We start from the raw sequence: 14,895 nt of genomic DNA, 5'->3' as shown, positions 1-14,895 counted from the left end.
ATTTTATTTGTTAAAATGGCTGTTGCTATTCAATCACTATTTTTTGTGTTGTATTAGTAGCAGTGCCTTTTACCTGTGCTATATAAATACCTTTTTGAAGGTTGCTCAGGTTAATGCTGCTTCCGTTAACAAGGTTGCCGGCGCTGTACACTGTTTTTCCTGTAATATCTGCAATGCTAATGCTTACATTCTCGGTAGTGCTTATATTTAGTATGCCTGTAGTAGGGTTAGGGTATAGAGCAAATTTAACCTGCTCGTTTCTTACTGTACTAAGTGTGCCATTTGTTTTAAATGCAGCATTTATAGGTTCAGATGCAAATCCGTGATCTGCGGCAAATTCGTCTATAAGATTGCCATTGTTGTAAAGCCTTATACCCTTAAATTCTTGCGAGCCAAGAGCCCAGCCATCGCCATAAGTATCAGTAAGTGTAAGTTTGTAACAATCAATTGTTCCTTCAGGAATTTCAAAGGTTGATGTTTTTATTGTATTAGCATCTGCACCGCCCGCTGCACTGCCCGTTGCACCAAGGTAAGGCCCGCCAGAAGCTACAATAACATTTGCACTATTCTTTATATCCCATTTTATTTCTTTCGGATAACTGTCTGTATATACTCTTACCTCTATACGGTTTCCGGTTTCATGGCCTACTATAACGTTAAACTCTTTTTGCGCAAGGCTAACACTGTGTGGTGCAACGGTGTTAACATTCGAAATTTTAGCTACATACGGCAGGCTGGGGTTAAAGTCGGCAGCGTTAAATGTAATGGTTGAAGTGCTAAACTGCGACAGGTTTCCTGTATATTCTTTTGTAGCTACTACCGCGCCATTTTGTTCAATTACTGCTGTGGCAGCCGTAATCCTGTTAGCACCATAGTTTTTTATTTTTACTTTCATTACACCGTTTGGTTCACAAAGCCTAAGGTCATTAGCCTCTGCTACTACAGGGTAGTCAGATAAGCCCGTAAGCGTTTGGCAGGTGCTGTTAATGCTCGTTTTTAAGGTAGCCGCGCTAGGTGCTCCTACGCCTGTAGGGTTCATTAGCTTGGTAGTACCATCCGGGCATATTTTATATACTGTAGGGAAATATGGGACACTATATGCTCTTGCAATTGCTCCTGTACCATCGTCAATAATGGGGTAAGGTGTGTTTGCTACCCAGTTACCCTGTGTAGTACTTGTGTCTGAAGCGGCGTTTGTGCCATATAAACTTTGTACAGATGTAGTCCTGTCTCCTTCAATAAACAATATTGCTACCTCATTAGATCCGTCTGCTCCATAAGCCTGGTACATATCTTCAAGGGCATGGCTGTTATGGTAGTTCCAGCACGGGCCACACCACGTTGCCGAAATGTCAATAATTACAGTTTTTCCCTGATTTAGGTAATCGGCATAAAGGCTGCGCGATACCCCATTGATGTCGTTAACCGTAAAGTCCGGTGCGGCACTGCCATCTGCAAGCTGTGCGTTTGCTATGCCGGCAGCAAATAATAGTAAGCCTGATAGTAAAGTTCTTTTCATGTACCCTTAGTTTTTTATGTTGTTTTTTTCGAATAGAGTCGAAAATTATGTAAAAAAAATGTTAAGTGAAAAAAAATAAGTAAAAATGTTTATTGAAGATGTTATTATTAGGGTTTTGCGCGAAAAGTTGATTAAATATTAATGATTTATTGTTAAAATTGTGATTTCTATAAATCTATATGTTCGATAGGGTATCATTTTTTATACTTTATAGGGAATTTACCTTAAATTTTTTTTAATATTGCGACACGACAATTTTATTCAAATTTTTACCCTCATGAAAAAGCTTTTAATGTTGCTGCTCCTGATTTCTGCAGGTGCTTATGCCCAAAAAGAAATGCCTAACGTTTCTATCAAATCTGTTAGTAATAAAAGCTATAACGTAAAGACAGACTTTGCTGAGAAAGACAAGCTGTATGTGTTTTCATTCTGGGCTACCTGGTGTGTGCCCTGTATTAATGAGCTTGATGCTATTAACGAGCATTATGCCGAATGGAGCAAAGAACTTAATATGGAGGTTGTAGCCATATCTATAGATGACGCACGCACACAAAAAAGGGTAAAGCCACTGCTAAATGGCAAAAAATGGCCTTATGAAGTGTTACTGGATGCTAACCAGGACCTAAAAAGGGCGCTGGCAATAGCTAATGTACCCTACACCATAGTAGTTAAAAATAAAAAAGTGGTGTACATACACAATGGCTATAGCCAGGGTGCTGAAAATGAACTTTATGAAAAACTGAAGCAGCTTTAATTTGATGAAAAAACTATTATGGCTGCTGCCAATGTTTGCTGTAGCACCACTGTTTGCACAGGAAACCGATTCTATACCTGAGAAAAAAGATTATGGCCGTGTATATGGCGGTTTTGAAAGTAACTCGCAATGGTACCTTAATGATAAAGGCACGGGCGTAAACCAGGATACTGATCCTATAAATGGTAAGCCCATCAGGTCTAACAGCTACCTGCTTGTAAACTACCAGTATAAAGGCTTTAGCGCGGGTGTGCAGGGCGAAGCTTATGAGCCTAACGCATTGCTTAACTACAATCCCGGTTTTAAGGGCACTAATGTAGGTACATGGTATGCCGCTTATAAAACGGATAAATTTGAAATTACCGGTGGCTATTTTTATGAGCAGTTTGGCAGCGGTATGCTGTTTCGCGCGTGGGAAGACCGCGCCCTGGGTATAAATACTGCGCTACGTGGTGGCAGAATTGTTTACCGTCCCAGCGATAATGTAAGGTTTACCGCATTATATGGCCGCCAGCGTACCGGTTTTGATGTAGCCCGTGGCGATATTTATGGTTTTGACTCTGACTTCAACCTTAGTAAACTGTTTAAGTTTGAAGTGTCAGACCTTTCTTTTGGCGCAAGTTATATAGGGCGTTATGAGAAACTTCCCGAAAGTATTGCAGGCTTTGATGCCCTGACTAATGCTGTGGGAGCAAGGTTTAACTTTATACACAATTCATTTTACCTGAGCGGAGAGTATGATTATAAGCAAAAAGATGGTGTGCTTAATGTGCAAAACCTTATAGACCCCGGTTTTATTAAACCCGGCAATGCCATCTTGCTTAATTTTGGCTATTCTAAAGAAGGACTTGGTATAGATGCTACACTACGCCGTACAGAGAATTTTAAATTTTTGAGCGAGCGAGAACCCGTGTCTTACGACATTAACTCATCAAGCCTTAACTATAACGACAGGGTAATTAACTTTACACCGGCACTTACTAAACAACACCACAGTAACCTGGCTAACATTTATGTTTACCAGGCGCAAAGCAAAGTAGATTTTAGCACCACCAGCATATTAAAAGCGGGTGAAACCGGCGGACAGATAGACCTGTTTTATGACTTTGCAAAAGATACACCGCTGGGGGGCAAGTATGGTACTAAACTGGCCGCTAACCTTAGTAGCTGGTACAACCTTGCGGGTACTTACCGCCTTAGCCCCGCATATTATGATACTAAGCTTTTTGGTGTAGGTGAAAAATATTTTTCTGATTATAACGTAGAGGTGCGCAAACAGTTTAGCGAAAGCTGGCATACGGCATTTTACTACATGAGGCAGTTTTATAATAAGGCCTGGATAGAAGGTGGCGATAAGGTTAATACCAACATTGTTACCGGTGAGGCTACTTATAACTTTACACCAAACAGGTCGATACGCCTGGAGGCAGAGCACATGTGGGCCGATGCCGATAAAAAGAACTGGGCTGGTGCTACTCTAGAGCTTAATATAGACGATAAATACTCTTTTTATGTATGGGATATTTATAACTATGGTAATGACGACCCTAATAAGCAGATACATTACTATAACGTGGGCGGTGCCTACCGTATAGGTGCAACGCGCATTGCCGCAAATTATGGCCGCCAAAGGGGTGGGCTTGTTTGTGTGGGTGGTGTGTGCCGTTATGTGCCCGAAAGTACCGGTGTATCGTTACAAATAAGCACTGCATTTTAAAACAGTTTTCTGTTAAGAACAATACACGAAAATCCCGGGAGCTTGCAGGCACCGGGATTTTTTTATTAACTTGCAGTAACAATGTTTTAAAAAGTACAACGTTTTGTATTAAGCCAAAAATATACAAACATGAAAACGGTTTACCTGCTGTTACTTATATTGTTACCCCTGGGCCTCTTCGCGCAAAAAACGGGAGAAGAACTGGCACGCAGGGTTTTTACGGCGTGTATTAAAAATGACCTTAACGGCTTTAAGCGCATGTATCCGTCAGAGTCTATACTTACCACATACTTTAAGGTAAGCGATAAAAAAAAGGTGTTTCCTAAAGATGTGGTTACCCGTTGCTATCCAAAAGGACTGGCCGGGGCAGTATATGGTTTTGAGCTTTTCCAGAAAGCCATAAAAGAGTTTGGTCTCAATGTAAACGACATTAAGATAACCGGCAGCGATATGGTTGATAACGACATTGAGATTATGCAGAATAAAAAGAAAATAGGTGCGGTATATAATAAGTTCATATCACTCTATTTTACATCGGGTGGCGTAAAATATGCCTTTGTAGTGCCTAAGGCCATACAGTTTAAAGGACGCTGGTTTATGGGCGACCAAATTGTAAGCCTGCACGAAGTAGACAAGTATTAGGTTGTTCGACTATTGACTTTCATATAATTGCATACCAGCCCGCAATCATTACCCTGACCTAAAGCCTTATCCTCTTTTCATTGCCCTTATTATTTTGCTGGTTCTCCTGTCGGCATACATGCGGTTAAGTGATGTTACCGCCCATATAAATGCGGGGATCCAACCGATAATTGTTATCTGGAGTATAAGGCAAATGATGCCGCTAAGTATTTTTCCCTGGAAGAACAATGACAGCCACGGAAAAAAGAATGCAATTACGTACCTCATTTTGTGTATTATTTAATCTCTTTAGCTACCCTCATCAGCAGCTCCCTTGTAGCTATAATCCCCTCTTCTTCACCAAGTCTTTGCCCCTCATACTCAATGCCAATATGCCCGGTATACCCCGATGACTTAACTATTTTCAGCATCCGCAGGTAATCTATAGTAGTTTCATTTCCAGTGCTGTCAAAATCATAACTCTTAGCACTAACACCCTTTGCAAACGGCATCATCTCTGTAACGCCCTTGTAGCGGTCGTATTCATTAATACAGGCGTTTGATGACGTACCATTATCTTGACGCTGAATGCAAAAGTTACCAAAGTCTGGCAGGGTACCACAGTTCTTAAGGTTTACCAGCTGCATCACATCGCTCAGTAGGGCAGCATTGCTGCTCAGGCCACCGTGGTTCTCAACAATTACATTTAGTTTTTGGGTAGCGGCATAGGTACACAATTTTGTGAGCCCGTCGGCAGATGCTGTTTTCCAGGCTGCTGTGTCATGCTCAGGCCCACCATAAAGATTAACGCGTATGCTGTGGCAACCCAATGTGGCAGCGGCATCTACCCATTTGCGGTGGTTAGCTACGGCATGGTTACGTTCAATTTCATCGGCGGCTGCCAAAGCTCCTTCGCCATCTACCATAATAAGTACATTGCGCACGCCCTCGCTGTTACTCTGGGTTTTGAGTTCGCCTATAAGCTTTTTGAAAGCTGTGGCATCTTCGGCCTGTTTGTTGTAAAACTGCGACACATATTCTACAGCCCCGAAGCCCAGTTGCTTTGCTTTCTTTGGGAAATCGAGTGCATCCAGCCTGCCGGAAAAAATAGCATCGTGCAAAGACCATTGCGCAAGCGAAAGTTTAAAAAATGGTTTTGAGGTATCATCCACAGAAAAAATATCAGGAATAAATTTACTGCCTAAAAAGTGTAAGGCAAAACCCGCTGTGGCAGTATTTTTTATAAAGAGGCGTCGGTTCATAATTTGGTGGTTTTTTGGACTACTAAAGTATAAAAAAATTATAATCACCTCATTCTACAGCCATACGAAAGTTTTAGGTATCGTGTACTGAAGTGCTTGTTTCAGTCCTGAAACACCGCCTTTTTTGAGAAAAAAAACACTGCAAATGTGGAATACTGTTTATAAGCGCCTGATTTTCAATTGTAAATTTTTGAGTACTTTGAAAAAACATATACCAATTGTGGAAATTGAAAACATAAAGCGCTGACGTTTAGTAATATAAAAATATCACAAAATAGTGGTTTTGGATGGTAAAGTACTGTCGGTTGAAAATTTTGGACGCCAAAATTTCACCCGGCAAAAATATGTACATTAGCCAATATAACTTCTGAATAAATATGAGCAACGATATAAAAGTTATCCGTTGGGGTATCATTGGCTGTGGCGATGTAACCGAACGTAAAAGTGGGCCGGCCTATCAAAAAGTTGAAGGCTTTGCGCTAAAAGCAGTTATGCGACGCGATGCTTCTAAAGCTGCTGATTATGCGCAGCGGCATAATGTAGAGAAGTATTACGCTGACGCAGAGTTGCTTATAAACGACCCTGAAATAGATGCCATTTATATAGCCACCCCGCCCGATAGCCACAAGCACTATGCTCTTAAGGTTGCTGCCGCAGGTAAGCCCTGTTGTATAGAAAAGCCTATGGCGCCCACCTGGCAGGAGTGCCTGGATATTTGCAAGTCCTTTGAAGATAAGGGTGTTGCGCTGTTTGTGGCTTATTACAGGAGGTCACTTCCACGCTTTTTAAAAGTTAAAGAATGGATAGATAACGGAGCAATAGGAGTAGTGCGCCATATTAGCTGGAAACTGATGCGAACACCTTCACCCAGAGACCTTTCCGGAGAGTATAACTGGCGTACAGATGCTGCCATTGCCACAGGTGGCTACTTTGACGACTTGGCCAGTCATGGGCTCGACCTGTTTACCTACTTATTGGGTAATATTACTGATGTTAACGGGCTCAACCTCAATCAGCAAGGGTTGTATACTGCTAAAGATGCACTTGTGGCTAACTGGCTGCACAGTAGCAATGTTACGGGTTCCGGAAACTGGAATTTCGGGGCTTATGAGCGTGAAGATAAGGTTACCATATATGGTAGTAAAGGCACAATAACCTTTGCCGTATTTGACGAGGTACCGCTGCTGCTTTCAACCGCTAACGGTAACGAAGAGGTGGTAATAGCACATCCTGAAAACATACAGCTATACCATGTGCAAAATATGCGCGATCATTTGAATGGTAGTGAGTTACACCCGTCTACCGGAGCAACTGCTGCGCACACCAGCTGGGTCATGGATAAGATATCCGGAAATTTATAGCACAAAAAAGCCGCACATTGCTGTGCGGCTTTTTATAACCAAACCTCATTTTTATCTCGCGGCTACAGTTTCAACAAACGTTTTGTTGTTGTAGCTCATAACCAGCGTGAAATTTTTAGCTGTTGACTTAGTGATGTCAAAACGCTTAGCAACTGTTTGAGAGTCAGCAGTAGCGCTGTAAACCTCGTTGTTGTTTTCGTCATATACTTTTATGTCAACCGGCTTTTTATCGTTATTTAGTATGCTTACTGTTACAATACCGTCTTTAGTTACTACAACCGGCTTGTATATTTCAGCTACTACCTGCTCGCTTACTGTAGCTTTCTTGCCTTCGATAGTAATTTCGTGGCGGGCTACTTTTACAGCAGTTTCAGTTTCAAGGTAATAAGTTCCGTTAGGAAGTGCGTTAAGATCATAAGTCCTGCTTATTTTGCCGTCTTTACCTTTTAGGGTTTCGTCAAAAATTTCAGAACCGTCTTTTGCATATAGGGAAACGTGAACGTTTTTAGTATCGTTTATCGTAAAGCTGATTGCTTTACCTGCGCCTTCTTTAGCCTTAACATTAAAATCATTGTCACTAGCGTGCATTGCAACTGTTGCAAACATTGCTACAAGGGCTACTCCGAATTTCATTAGATTTTTCATACTCTTAAACCTTTTTGGTTAATCACTTATTCTATACTGCTAAATTACACCCGTTATCTAAATATAGTTACATCAATATTTTCCACTTTGTATGCTATATTAACTTTACGAAAACGTTTTTTAGTTAAATTGAGCGAATATTGACCTGTTTTGATTATTTTTGCAGAGAAAAATATACCAATTTTATGAAAAACTTGAAGCCTTCCTTCGAAGTTATAGAGCCCTCTTTTGGTAGTTCTTTTACCTATACGGGTTATGAGCAAAATGCCAATATAAAATCGCATGTATGGCATTACCACCCTGAGGTTGAGCTGGTTTTTGTAAATGGCGGTTCGGGAAAGCGGCAAATAGGCAGCCACCTGTCTTATTATACCGATGGCGACCTTATACTCGTAGGCAGCCACCTGCCGCACTGTGGCTTTACCGATGATACTACGGGTAACCGTAACGAAACCGTAATACAGATGAAGCCTGATTTTTTAGGAACTACCTTTATGGATCTGCCCGAAACAAAAAGCATACAGGCGCTTTTTGAAAGGGCCAGGGGCGGCATAGCCTTTGGTGCCGATACCCGCTACCTGGTAGGCGAGCGTATGGAAGCCCTCGCCGGGCAACATCCGTTTGAAAGGCTTATGGGTTTTATAAGCATATTGCACGATCTGGAGCAGGCTGATGATTATAAAGTGCTTAATGCCGAAGGCTTTGCCATAGAAACCCATGTGCAGGACAACGACCGTATTAACATGGTGTTCAACTATGTAAAAGATAATTTCAGGGAAGCCATACCGCTGGAAGACGTTGCCGAAATAGCGAGTATGACCGTGCCCAGCTTTTGCCGCTACTTTAAAAAAATGACGCGTAAAACCTTTGTACACTTTGTAAATGAGTACCGCGTGGTGCATGCCTGCAAGTTGCTTGCAGAGCAGCCCATGAGTATTTCAGAAGTATGTTATGAAAGCGGTTTTAATAACTTTAGTCACTTTAATAAATCGTTTAAAGAAATAACCGGAAAAAGTGCATCACAATACAGGCACGAGCTTAAAGCACATATTGTGTAGTATTTGTTTTTCTCGCCAAGGCGCAGACCCGCAAAGCTATACTGCTGGTTAAACACATACAGTTAGTGAACGATATTTTTCATCAGCTTTTTCTTTATGAAACTTAGCGTTTCCTTTGTGTCTCTTTGCGAAATAAACAAAAAATAAAACGGAAAATAAAAATCCTGCCTTGTTGCCAAAGCAGGATATTTTTAAGTTGTTCAGCAACTAAGTAACTTTTTTAAAACTTAAGCGTGGCCCCCACTAAAAAGTTGCGGGTAGCCTGCGGATAATAATAAGGATCAGCTCCATACATATATCCGTTAGAAATATACTTTTTATCTGTAATGTTATTTACAAGCCCGCTTAAAACAATCGATTTGAATACCGATATGTTTTTAAACTCGTAAGAAACATTGATATCATTTATAAAATAATCTTTCAGTTTACTGCCCGATGTTTCAAGGTTATCCATATACTGCTCGCCTACATATTTAGAAAGCAATGCTGCCTGGAAGTTTTTAAACGGAACGAATATCAGTTGGTTACCGGCAATTACCGATGGCGAAAATGCAATTTGAGTATCGCCTGCGTTTACAGTACCGCTTTCTGTTTCGTTATAAAAATCAATATTTTTGTTAGTACTTATTGCAATGTTAGGCTTTATGATAAGAAAGTCAGTTGCATAAATACTGGCATCGGCCTCAATACCCGCACGGTAGCTGTCGCCGCTGTTAGCATAAACAGGGCTGCCCACATCATTAATGGCACCGGTAAGTACAAGTTGGTCTTTATAGCGCATATAATAACCGTTAATGCTCAGGGTACTGCGGTTCTTTTTAAACCTCCAGCCAAGCTCAAAATCATTTAAAGATTCGGGTTTAGTGCTGCCATTTTCATAATCTGCCCTGCGGGGTTCTTTATTGCCACGGGCATAGCTAAAGTAAATACTGTTATTATCGTTAACGGTATAGGTAAGTCCTGCCTTAGGATTAAAAAAGTTAAAGGTGTCATCTGCCGGAACTACACTTGTATTATCTTCAGTAACATTATCAGCTTTATAATGTACAGCGCGGTATTGCATATCTCCAAATAGGCTAAGGCTGCTGCCTATAGCATAGTTAGCCTTAGCAAAAATATTGAAATCGGTCTTGCTGGCGCTGTTGTCATAATAACGGTCATCCGGCCTTACCGAAGCCGAATACTGCGACCAGATGGCTTTACCAAAATGCGACCCTTCATACTTATTGGCACCGCCGCCTACTATAACGTTCAGTTTATTTTTGTTGTAAACAGCAGAAAAGGTTGTTCCGTAAAAATCGTTGTCCAGCCATTTTTGGGTAATAATGTCAGCTACGCTTATATCTTGTCCGTTAACACTTAACGGCTGTATGCCATATGCCGGCAGGTCGGCATCATCGCGATAGTTTTCATAGTATCCACGGCCTTTAGTATAAAAAGCGGCAACGTTAGTGCTCCAGTTTTCAGCCCATTTTTCATTCCAGTGCAACTGGTACTGATCCTGCCAGTAGTTGTCGTTTTCATTTTTATAAAAATGAACAACACCTGCATCATCAGTATAATAGCCAGAAGAGTTAGCCCTGCGGTTCTCTTTCATGGTTGCCGCATCAATACCATTCCAGGCCTGGTATGTTTGCTGGCTTCCGCCAAAGGCAATTGCTTTTATTAATGTTGTAGTGCCCACATAAGTACCCTGTAAAAAATAAGATTTCAGGCTGCTCGAAGCCCTGTCTATATAACCATCACTTTCAATGTTAGAAAGGCGTCCTGCAATTTCAAAATGGTTGTCTATAAGCCCGGTGCTGAATTTAACGGTGTGCTTGCGCGAATTGTAACTTCCAAAGGAGTTGGATATTTCGCCACCCGCTTTTTTCTGGAACGCATCAGTAAGTACGTTAAGGCTTGCGCCAAAAGCACCTGCACCGTTTGTACTGGTACCTACACCGCGCTGTAGCTGAATGTTCTCTGCACTCGATGCAAAGTCGCCCATGTTTACCCAAAAAGTACCGTGCGATTCGGCATCATTATACGGTATGCCGTTAAGCGTTACGTTTATGCGGCTGGCATCGGCGCCACGCACACGTATGCTGCTATAACCTATGCCATTACCGGCATCTGTAGTGGTAACAACACTGGGCAGGTAGTTTAAAAGCAGCGGGATGTCCTGCCCCAGATTGCGCGGGGCAAGTTCTGCTTTAGTAATGTTGCTAAAAGTAACAGGTGTGTTTGTATTTACACGCACGGCCTGTACCAGTACCTCGTCCAGCTTATTAATACTGTCTTGAGCCGTAGCGGGCTGTTGCGCAAAAGCCACCGACGATAAAAGTGTTGTTATAAGAAGAAATAATGGCTTAGCGGCTAAATGGCTAAGTGGCTCAGAAGCTTTTTTAAATAATTTTTTCATCCGTAAATAGCTTACGAATAAAAGGGGTAATTATTCTTTTTGTTTAATGGTTAAAATTGTTTTTCCGGGCATAGTTTCGGCGTGCACTCCGTTCTATTGCCTTGTTTTCCCTTGGCGGCATTACCCGCCCAGGTTCTTTGGGTATGATCTCAGCCCGATTGTTTAGGGCACCCCTTTGAGACGCGGCAAATGTAATTATTTATTTATGATTAGAAAATTGAAAAATTAAAAGATTGAAAAAATTAGTAATGAATCAGCGAAAATCGGAACTGTATCTATGAGCTAACACATTCTTTTTCTGACCACATAGAGGCATAGTTTTTTGAGTTAAGAGGTAAAATAGAAATTAGATTTTGCACATAGTGCTATGTAAAGCGCAGCTTTTACTATGTGAACTTTGAATGGTTTTTGGGGAACTAACAGCTATGTTTCTATGTGGTTAAGAAAAATCGTGTTGAAAAAAATGTTTGAACGGTACAATGCTAAACGGTTGAGCAACAATGCTGTTAGGATATAGAGAAATGGCTCCGGCTATATTCAAAAACAAAGGGCTGCCGTTTGGCAGCCCTAAGCTTGTAATATTGTAATAAACATAGATTATAAAAACAATCTAATATCTGATAATCAGAATTAAAAATCCGGCTTTCGCCTGCCTTGTTTCTTATCGGCATTGTGGCGTTTGCCCTCCAGCCGTTTTTTTATAACAGAACGCGGAATTTTAGTAGGCTTGCGCACTGTTTGTATCTTAAGTGCATTTTCAATTAATTGCAGAAACCTACGGGTAACAATATCCTTGTTTCTAAACTGGCTGCGGTCTTCATCGCATTGCAGTATAAGCATTCCATCGTTATTAATGCGGTTGGCAAGCCTTTCGGCTATCAGTGCCTTCTCCTCATCAGATAACGCCGCAGAAGCCTCTGGCCTAAACCCAAGCACTACCTTGCTGGATACCTTGTTTACGTTTTGTCCACCGGCTCCGCTGCTGCGTACCGCCTTATAATCCAGTTCTGTAAGAATCTTATCCGTGTCCACAATTAAAAATTTATGCCGGGTCCTGGTGTGCAGGCTTCAGCAGGTCGTTTACGGTTTTAACCGGGTTAAAGGTTTTAAGAGGCACCTCTACAAACACGGTTATCCATCCGGCCATAGCACCATTCCATAAGCCCGGAAGCTCGTACGATTTTACGTCTTTACCCATGCGGTTCTTCTGCACAATAAAGCCCGTATTAGTGTCTACATAGTCCTGCAGGTTAAAACGTTCTCCTTTATAATCTTTAAGGCCGCATACCAGGTCTACCGGGTTAAAGTGTGTACTCTGGCTAAAAATGTGGCTCTGTATTTTGTTATCAAAGTCTATTTGCGAGCTTTCTACAATTTGCAGCGACAGCCTGCCACGCTTGCCTTTTACCCAGAATGGGCCACCACCGGGTTCGCCTTCGTTCTTAACCATACCGCATACGCGGATAGGGCGGTCCAACAGTTCCATAACATATAAGAACTTGTTTTGCAGGGTAAATTTATCAAAATCAGGCGATATGTCCTGAGACAGTTCCTGTTCTGCAAACTTTACAATTTCATCAAGCTCGGCTTCATTAATGTTGCCACTCTCAATGTCGTTCATATAGCCAAATATCTTTTCCTGCAGCTTTATCATAATGCCTGCAAGCGCTTTTTTGTAAGTAGATATAGTATCTATCTTTGTATGGCGCACGTTGTCTATGTTTTTAATAAACACCACATCGGCATCAAGGCGATTAAGGTTTTCGATAAGTGCACCATGCCCCCCGGGACGGAAAAGCAAGCCGCCTTTCTCGTCTCTAAACGGTTTGTTCTCAAGATCTACCGCTATAGTGTCGGTTTCCTGGTGCTGATAAGTAAAGTTAAAGTTGATCTTAACGCCCGATTCTGCTTCTACTTTGCCGCGTGCATCGTTAATAGAATCAAGGAAACCGTTAAGGTGGTTTTCAGATATGGTAAAGTGCACATGAGTTTGTCCCTTAGAACTTGCATAAGCCACGGCTTCTTTTAAATGCTCATAGACAGGAGTGGCGCTAAAATCGCCATAGCAATGAAACGGCAGTATACCCTTTGGCTTATTGGCATAATCAAAGTACTCTTCGCTCATCATGGTTTTGATAAAGCTGTAGTTACGTTCGTCTTCACGCACGTTCTCGTTTTCCTTATCAGGGCATTCTATATTTTTATCAGATACGGCACTTATGGCTTTGTAGAACGGAAAACGCTCCAGCCCAAGTAAAAATACCTGTAACGAGTTGTCTCTAACACGGTTTATATAGCCGTTAATGGTTTCTTTTTTAGGATCGTAGCCCAGCATAAAATCATGCAGAAATTTAAACATGCGTGTTGCAGCGCCAGATGCGGGTACAAACTTTTTAAGTTTGTAATTATCTCTTTTGCTGTCAAAAAATTCTGCAAGGCTGGTGGCTTCGTCTTTTTGCAACAATGTAATGCCATCGCCTATAACGGCCTGGCGATCCAGGTTTATTTTTGCGATGCCGGTATTGAAAATTTCAATTTGGTTTTGAATTTTTTCCATCGAAATGCAGCGTCTGTATATCTGAAGAAAATCAACCAGGCTCATGCCAAGTTCTAATGCCTTTTCTAATTCGCTTACTATTTCGTGTACTTTAGCATACACATCATCATAACCTTCTGTAACCCTTATACGCAGGTTTTGGTTTTGGCGCAGTTTTTCGGCAAGTTCGTTAGCAGCTTTATTTCCTTCGGGCGCTATAACAATAGCGAGGTCAGATGGTTTAGGATTAACGACATCCCCAATGTCTTTAGCCTTAAAACTCAGTTTCCTGTTATCTTTTTCTTCTGCAAAAGGTTGCTGATTAAGCAAAGCAGCGGTTGATTTACTGTCTTGCTCTGCATAAACCGTTAAGTATAACGTGTTTACTTTTTGGCGTGTAAAATTTTCTTCCATGCTAAATAGCCATAAATGGCAATTACTGTTAAAACTACATTTAAAATACTCGTAAGGGTATATCCCTTAAGATAAAATAGCGGTATAGCAATGATGTTTCCCGCTATTAAAAAAAGCCAGTTTTCAAGTTTACGTTTTGCCAGCTGCCATGTCCCCACAAATAACAGCCCCGTCATAAATATGTCGGCATATGCCCACCATTTATCAAACTTGTCAAAAGACCAATATATTACTAAAACAAATATAATCGAAAAAATAAAAATAAATGCCGATTTCAGGTAATCCTGCTGCGATAAATTTGTGATTTTTAGAAAATCGTTGTCTTTTCCGTATGATTTTTTCCACAATATCCATCCATAAATGCCCATGTAAAAATAATACATGTTTATTATCAGGTCGCCATACAGTTCCCATTGCCATAATAAGTAAATGTATATCAGTGCACTTACTATTGCTGCCGGATAAAGCAATATGCTGTTTTTTTTACTATAAACTACACTTACAATTCCCAGTATAACGGCTACAGCCTCTAAAATTATTTGTGCAAAAGTATAGCCTTTATATTGACTGAACAACAAATCTAAAACGTCAAACATTAAAAAAC

Annotated in this window: 13 protein-coding genes; 5 read left to right on the top strand and 8 right to left on the bottom strand. The window is 41.1% G+C overall.

Annotated features, from left to right (window positions below; genetic code table 11):
• Positions 1-25 precede the first annotated feature (25 nt).
• Positions 26-1,519, bottom strand: a complete 1,494-nt coding sequence (locus DYH63_RS16225) for a T9SS type A sorting domain-containing protein (RefSeq protein WP_116789791.1) — start codon at positions 1,517-1,519, stop codon at positions 26-28.
• A gap of 277 nt (positions 1,520-1,796) precedes the next feature.
• Here DYH63_RS16225 and DYH63_RS16220 point away from each other — a divergent pair, with 277 nt between their 5' ends.
• The 3 genes from DYH63_RS16220 to DYH63_RS16210 all read left to right on the top strand — a co-directional run bounded on the left by DYH63_RS16220 (position 1,797) and on the right by DYH63_RS16210 (position 4,632).
• Complete coding sequence (locus DYH63_RS16220; RefSeq protein WP_116789790.1) at positions 1,797-2,273, top strand: TlpA family protein disulfide reductase; 477 nt, start codon at positions 1,797-1,799, stop codon at positions 2,271-2,273.
• Positions 2,274-2,277: 4 nt separating this feature from the next.
• Positions 2,278-3,990, top strand: coding sequence for a DUF6029 family protein (locus tag DYH63_RS16215; RefSeq protein ID WP_116789789.1), 1,713 nt, complete (start codon positions 2,278-2,280; stop codon positions 3,988-3,990).
• 129 nt (positions 3,991-4,119) lie between these two features.
• Positions 4,120-4,632: a hypothetical protein gene (locus DYH63_RS16210; protein ID WP_116789788.1), complete on the top strand. Its 513-nt coding sequence runs from the start codon at positions 4,120-4,122 to the stop codon at positions 4,630-4,632.
• A 66-nt stretch (positions 4,633-4,698) separates the two neighbouring features.
• Here DYH63_RS16210 and DYH63_RS16205 read toward each other — a convergent pair whose 3' ends face one another.
• Positions 4,699-4,899 (bottom strand): YqaE/Pmp3 family membrane protein, encoded by a 201-nt coding sequence (locus DYH63_RS16205; RefSeq protein WP_116789787.1) that lies wholly within the window; start codon positions 4,897-4,899, stop codon positions 4,699-4,701.
• Positions 4,900-4,907: 8 nt separating this feature from the next.
• Positions 4,908-5,873 (bottom strand): sugar phosphate isomerase/epimerase family protein, encoded by a 966-nt coding sequence (locus DYH63_RS16200; protein ID WP_116789786.1) that lies wholly within the window; start codon positions 5,871-5,873, stop codon positions 4,908-4,910.
• 377 nt (positions 5,874-6,250) lie between these two features.
• Here DYH63_RS16200 and DYH63_RS16195 point away from each other — a divergent pair, with 377 nt between their 5' ends.
• Positions 6,251-7,234 carry a Gfo/Idh/MocA family protein gene (locus DYH63_RS16195; protein ID WP_116789785.1) on the top strand — a complete coding sequence of 328 codons (984 nt, stop codon included), beginning with the start codon at positions 6,251-6,253 and terminating at the stop codon, positions 7,232-7,234.
• Between the two features lie 51 nt (positions 7,235-7,285).
• Here DYH63_RS16195 and DYH63_RS16190 read toward each other — a convergent pair whose 3' ends face one another.
• Entirely contained in the window at positions 7,286-7,867 is a 582-nt protein-coding gene (locus tag DYH63_RS16190) for a T9SS type A sorting domain-containing protein (RefSeq protein ID WP_116789784.1), read from the bottom strand.
• A gap of 197 nt (positions 7,868-8,064) precedes the next feature.
• On the opposite strand from DYH63_RS16190, the gene DYH63_RS16185 reads away from it, so the two are divergent.
• Positions 8,065-8,937 (top strand): AraC family transcriptional regulator, encoded by an 873-nt coding sequence (locus DYH63_RS16185; RefSeq protein WP_116789783.1) that lies wholly within the window; start codon positions 8,065-8,067, stop codon positions 8,935-8,937.
• A 220-nt stretch (positions 8,938-9,157) separates the two neighbouring features.
• Here the strand turns inward: DYH63_RS16185 and DYH63_RS16180 are convergent, their stop codons facing one another.
• The 4 genes from DYH63_RS16180 to pnuC all read right to left on the bottom strand — a co-directional run bounded on the left by DYH63_RS16180 (position 9,158) and on the right by pnuC (position 14,887).
• Entirely contained in the window at positions 9,158-11,341 is a 2,184-nt protein-coding gene (locus tag DYH63_RS16180; protein ID WP_116789782.1) for a TonB-dependent receptor, read from the bottom strand.
• 630 nt (positions 11,342-11,971) lie between these two features.
• Positions 11,972-12,373, bottom strand: coding sequence for an alternative ribosome rescue aminoacyl-tRNA hydrolase ArfB (arfB, locus tag DYH63_RS16175; RefSeq protein ID WP_116789781.1), 402 nt, complete (start codon positions 12,371-12,373; stop codon positions 11,972-11,974).
• Positions 12,374-12,383: 10 nt separating this feature from the next.
• Complete coding sequence (locus DYH63_RS16170) at positions 12,384-14,291, bottom strand: DUF4301 family protein (RefSeq protein ID WP_116789780.1); 1,908 nt, start codon at positions 14,289-14,291, stop codon at positions 12,384-12,386.
• The gene (pnuC, locus tag DYH63_RS16165; RefSeq protein WP_116789779.1) at positions 14,261-14,887 is read right to left on the bottom strand and encodes a nicotinamide riboside transporter PnuC; all 627 of its coding nucleotides are present in this window, start codon (positions 14,885-14,887) and stop codon (positions 14,261-14,263) included. Before pnuC ends, DYH63_RS16170 begins: the two co-directional genes overlap by 31 nt.
• Positions 14,888-14,895: the final 8 nt, after the last annotated feature.

The sequence above is a fragment of the Flavobacterium psychrotrophum genome (assembly GCF_003403075.1).
In the GTDB taxonomy this organism is placed as follows: Bacteria; Bacteroidota; Bacteroidia; order Flavobacteriales; family Flavobacteriaceae; genus Flavobacterium; species Flavobacterium psychrotrophum.
This window is presented reverse-complemented; position numbering and strand designations above follow the sequence as displayed.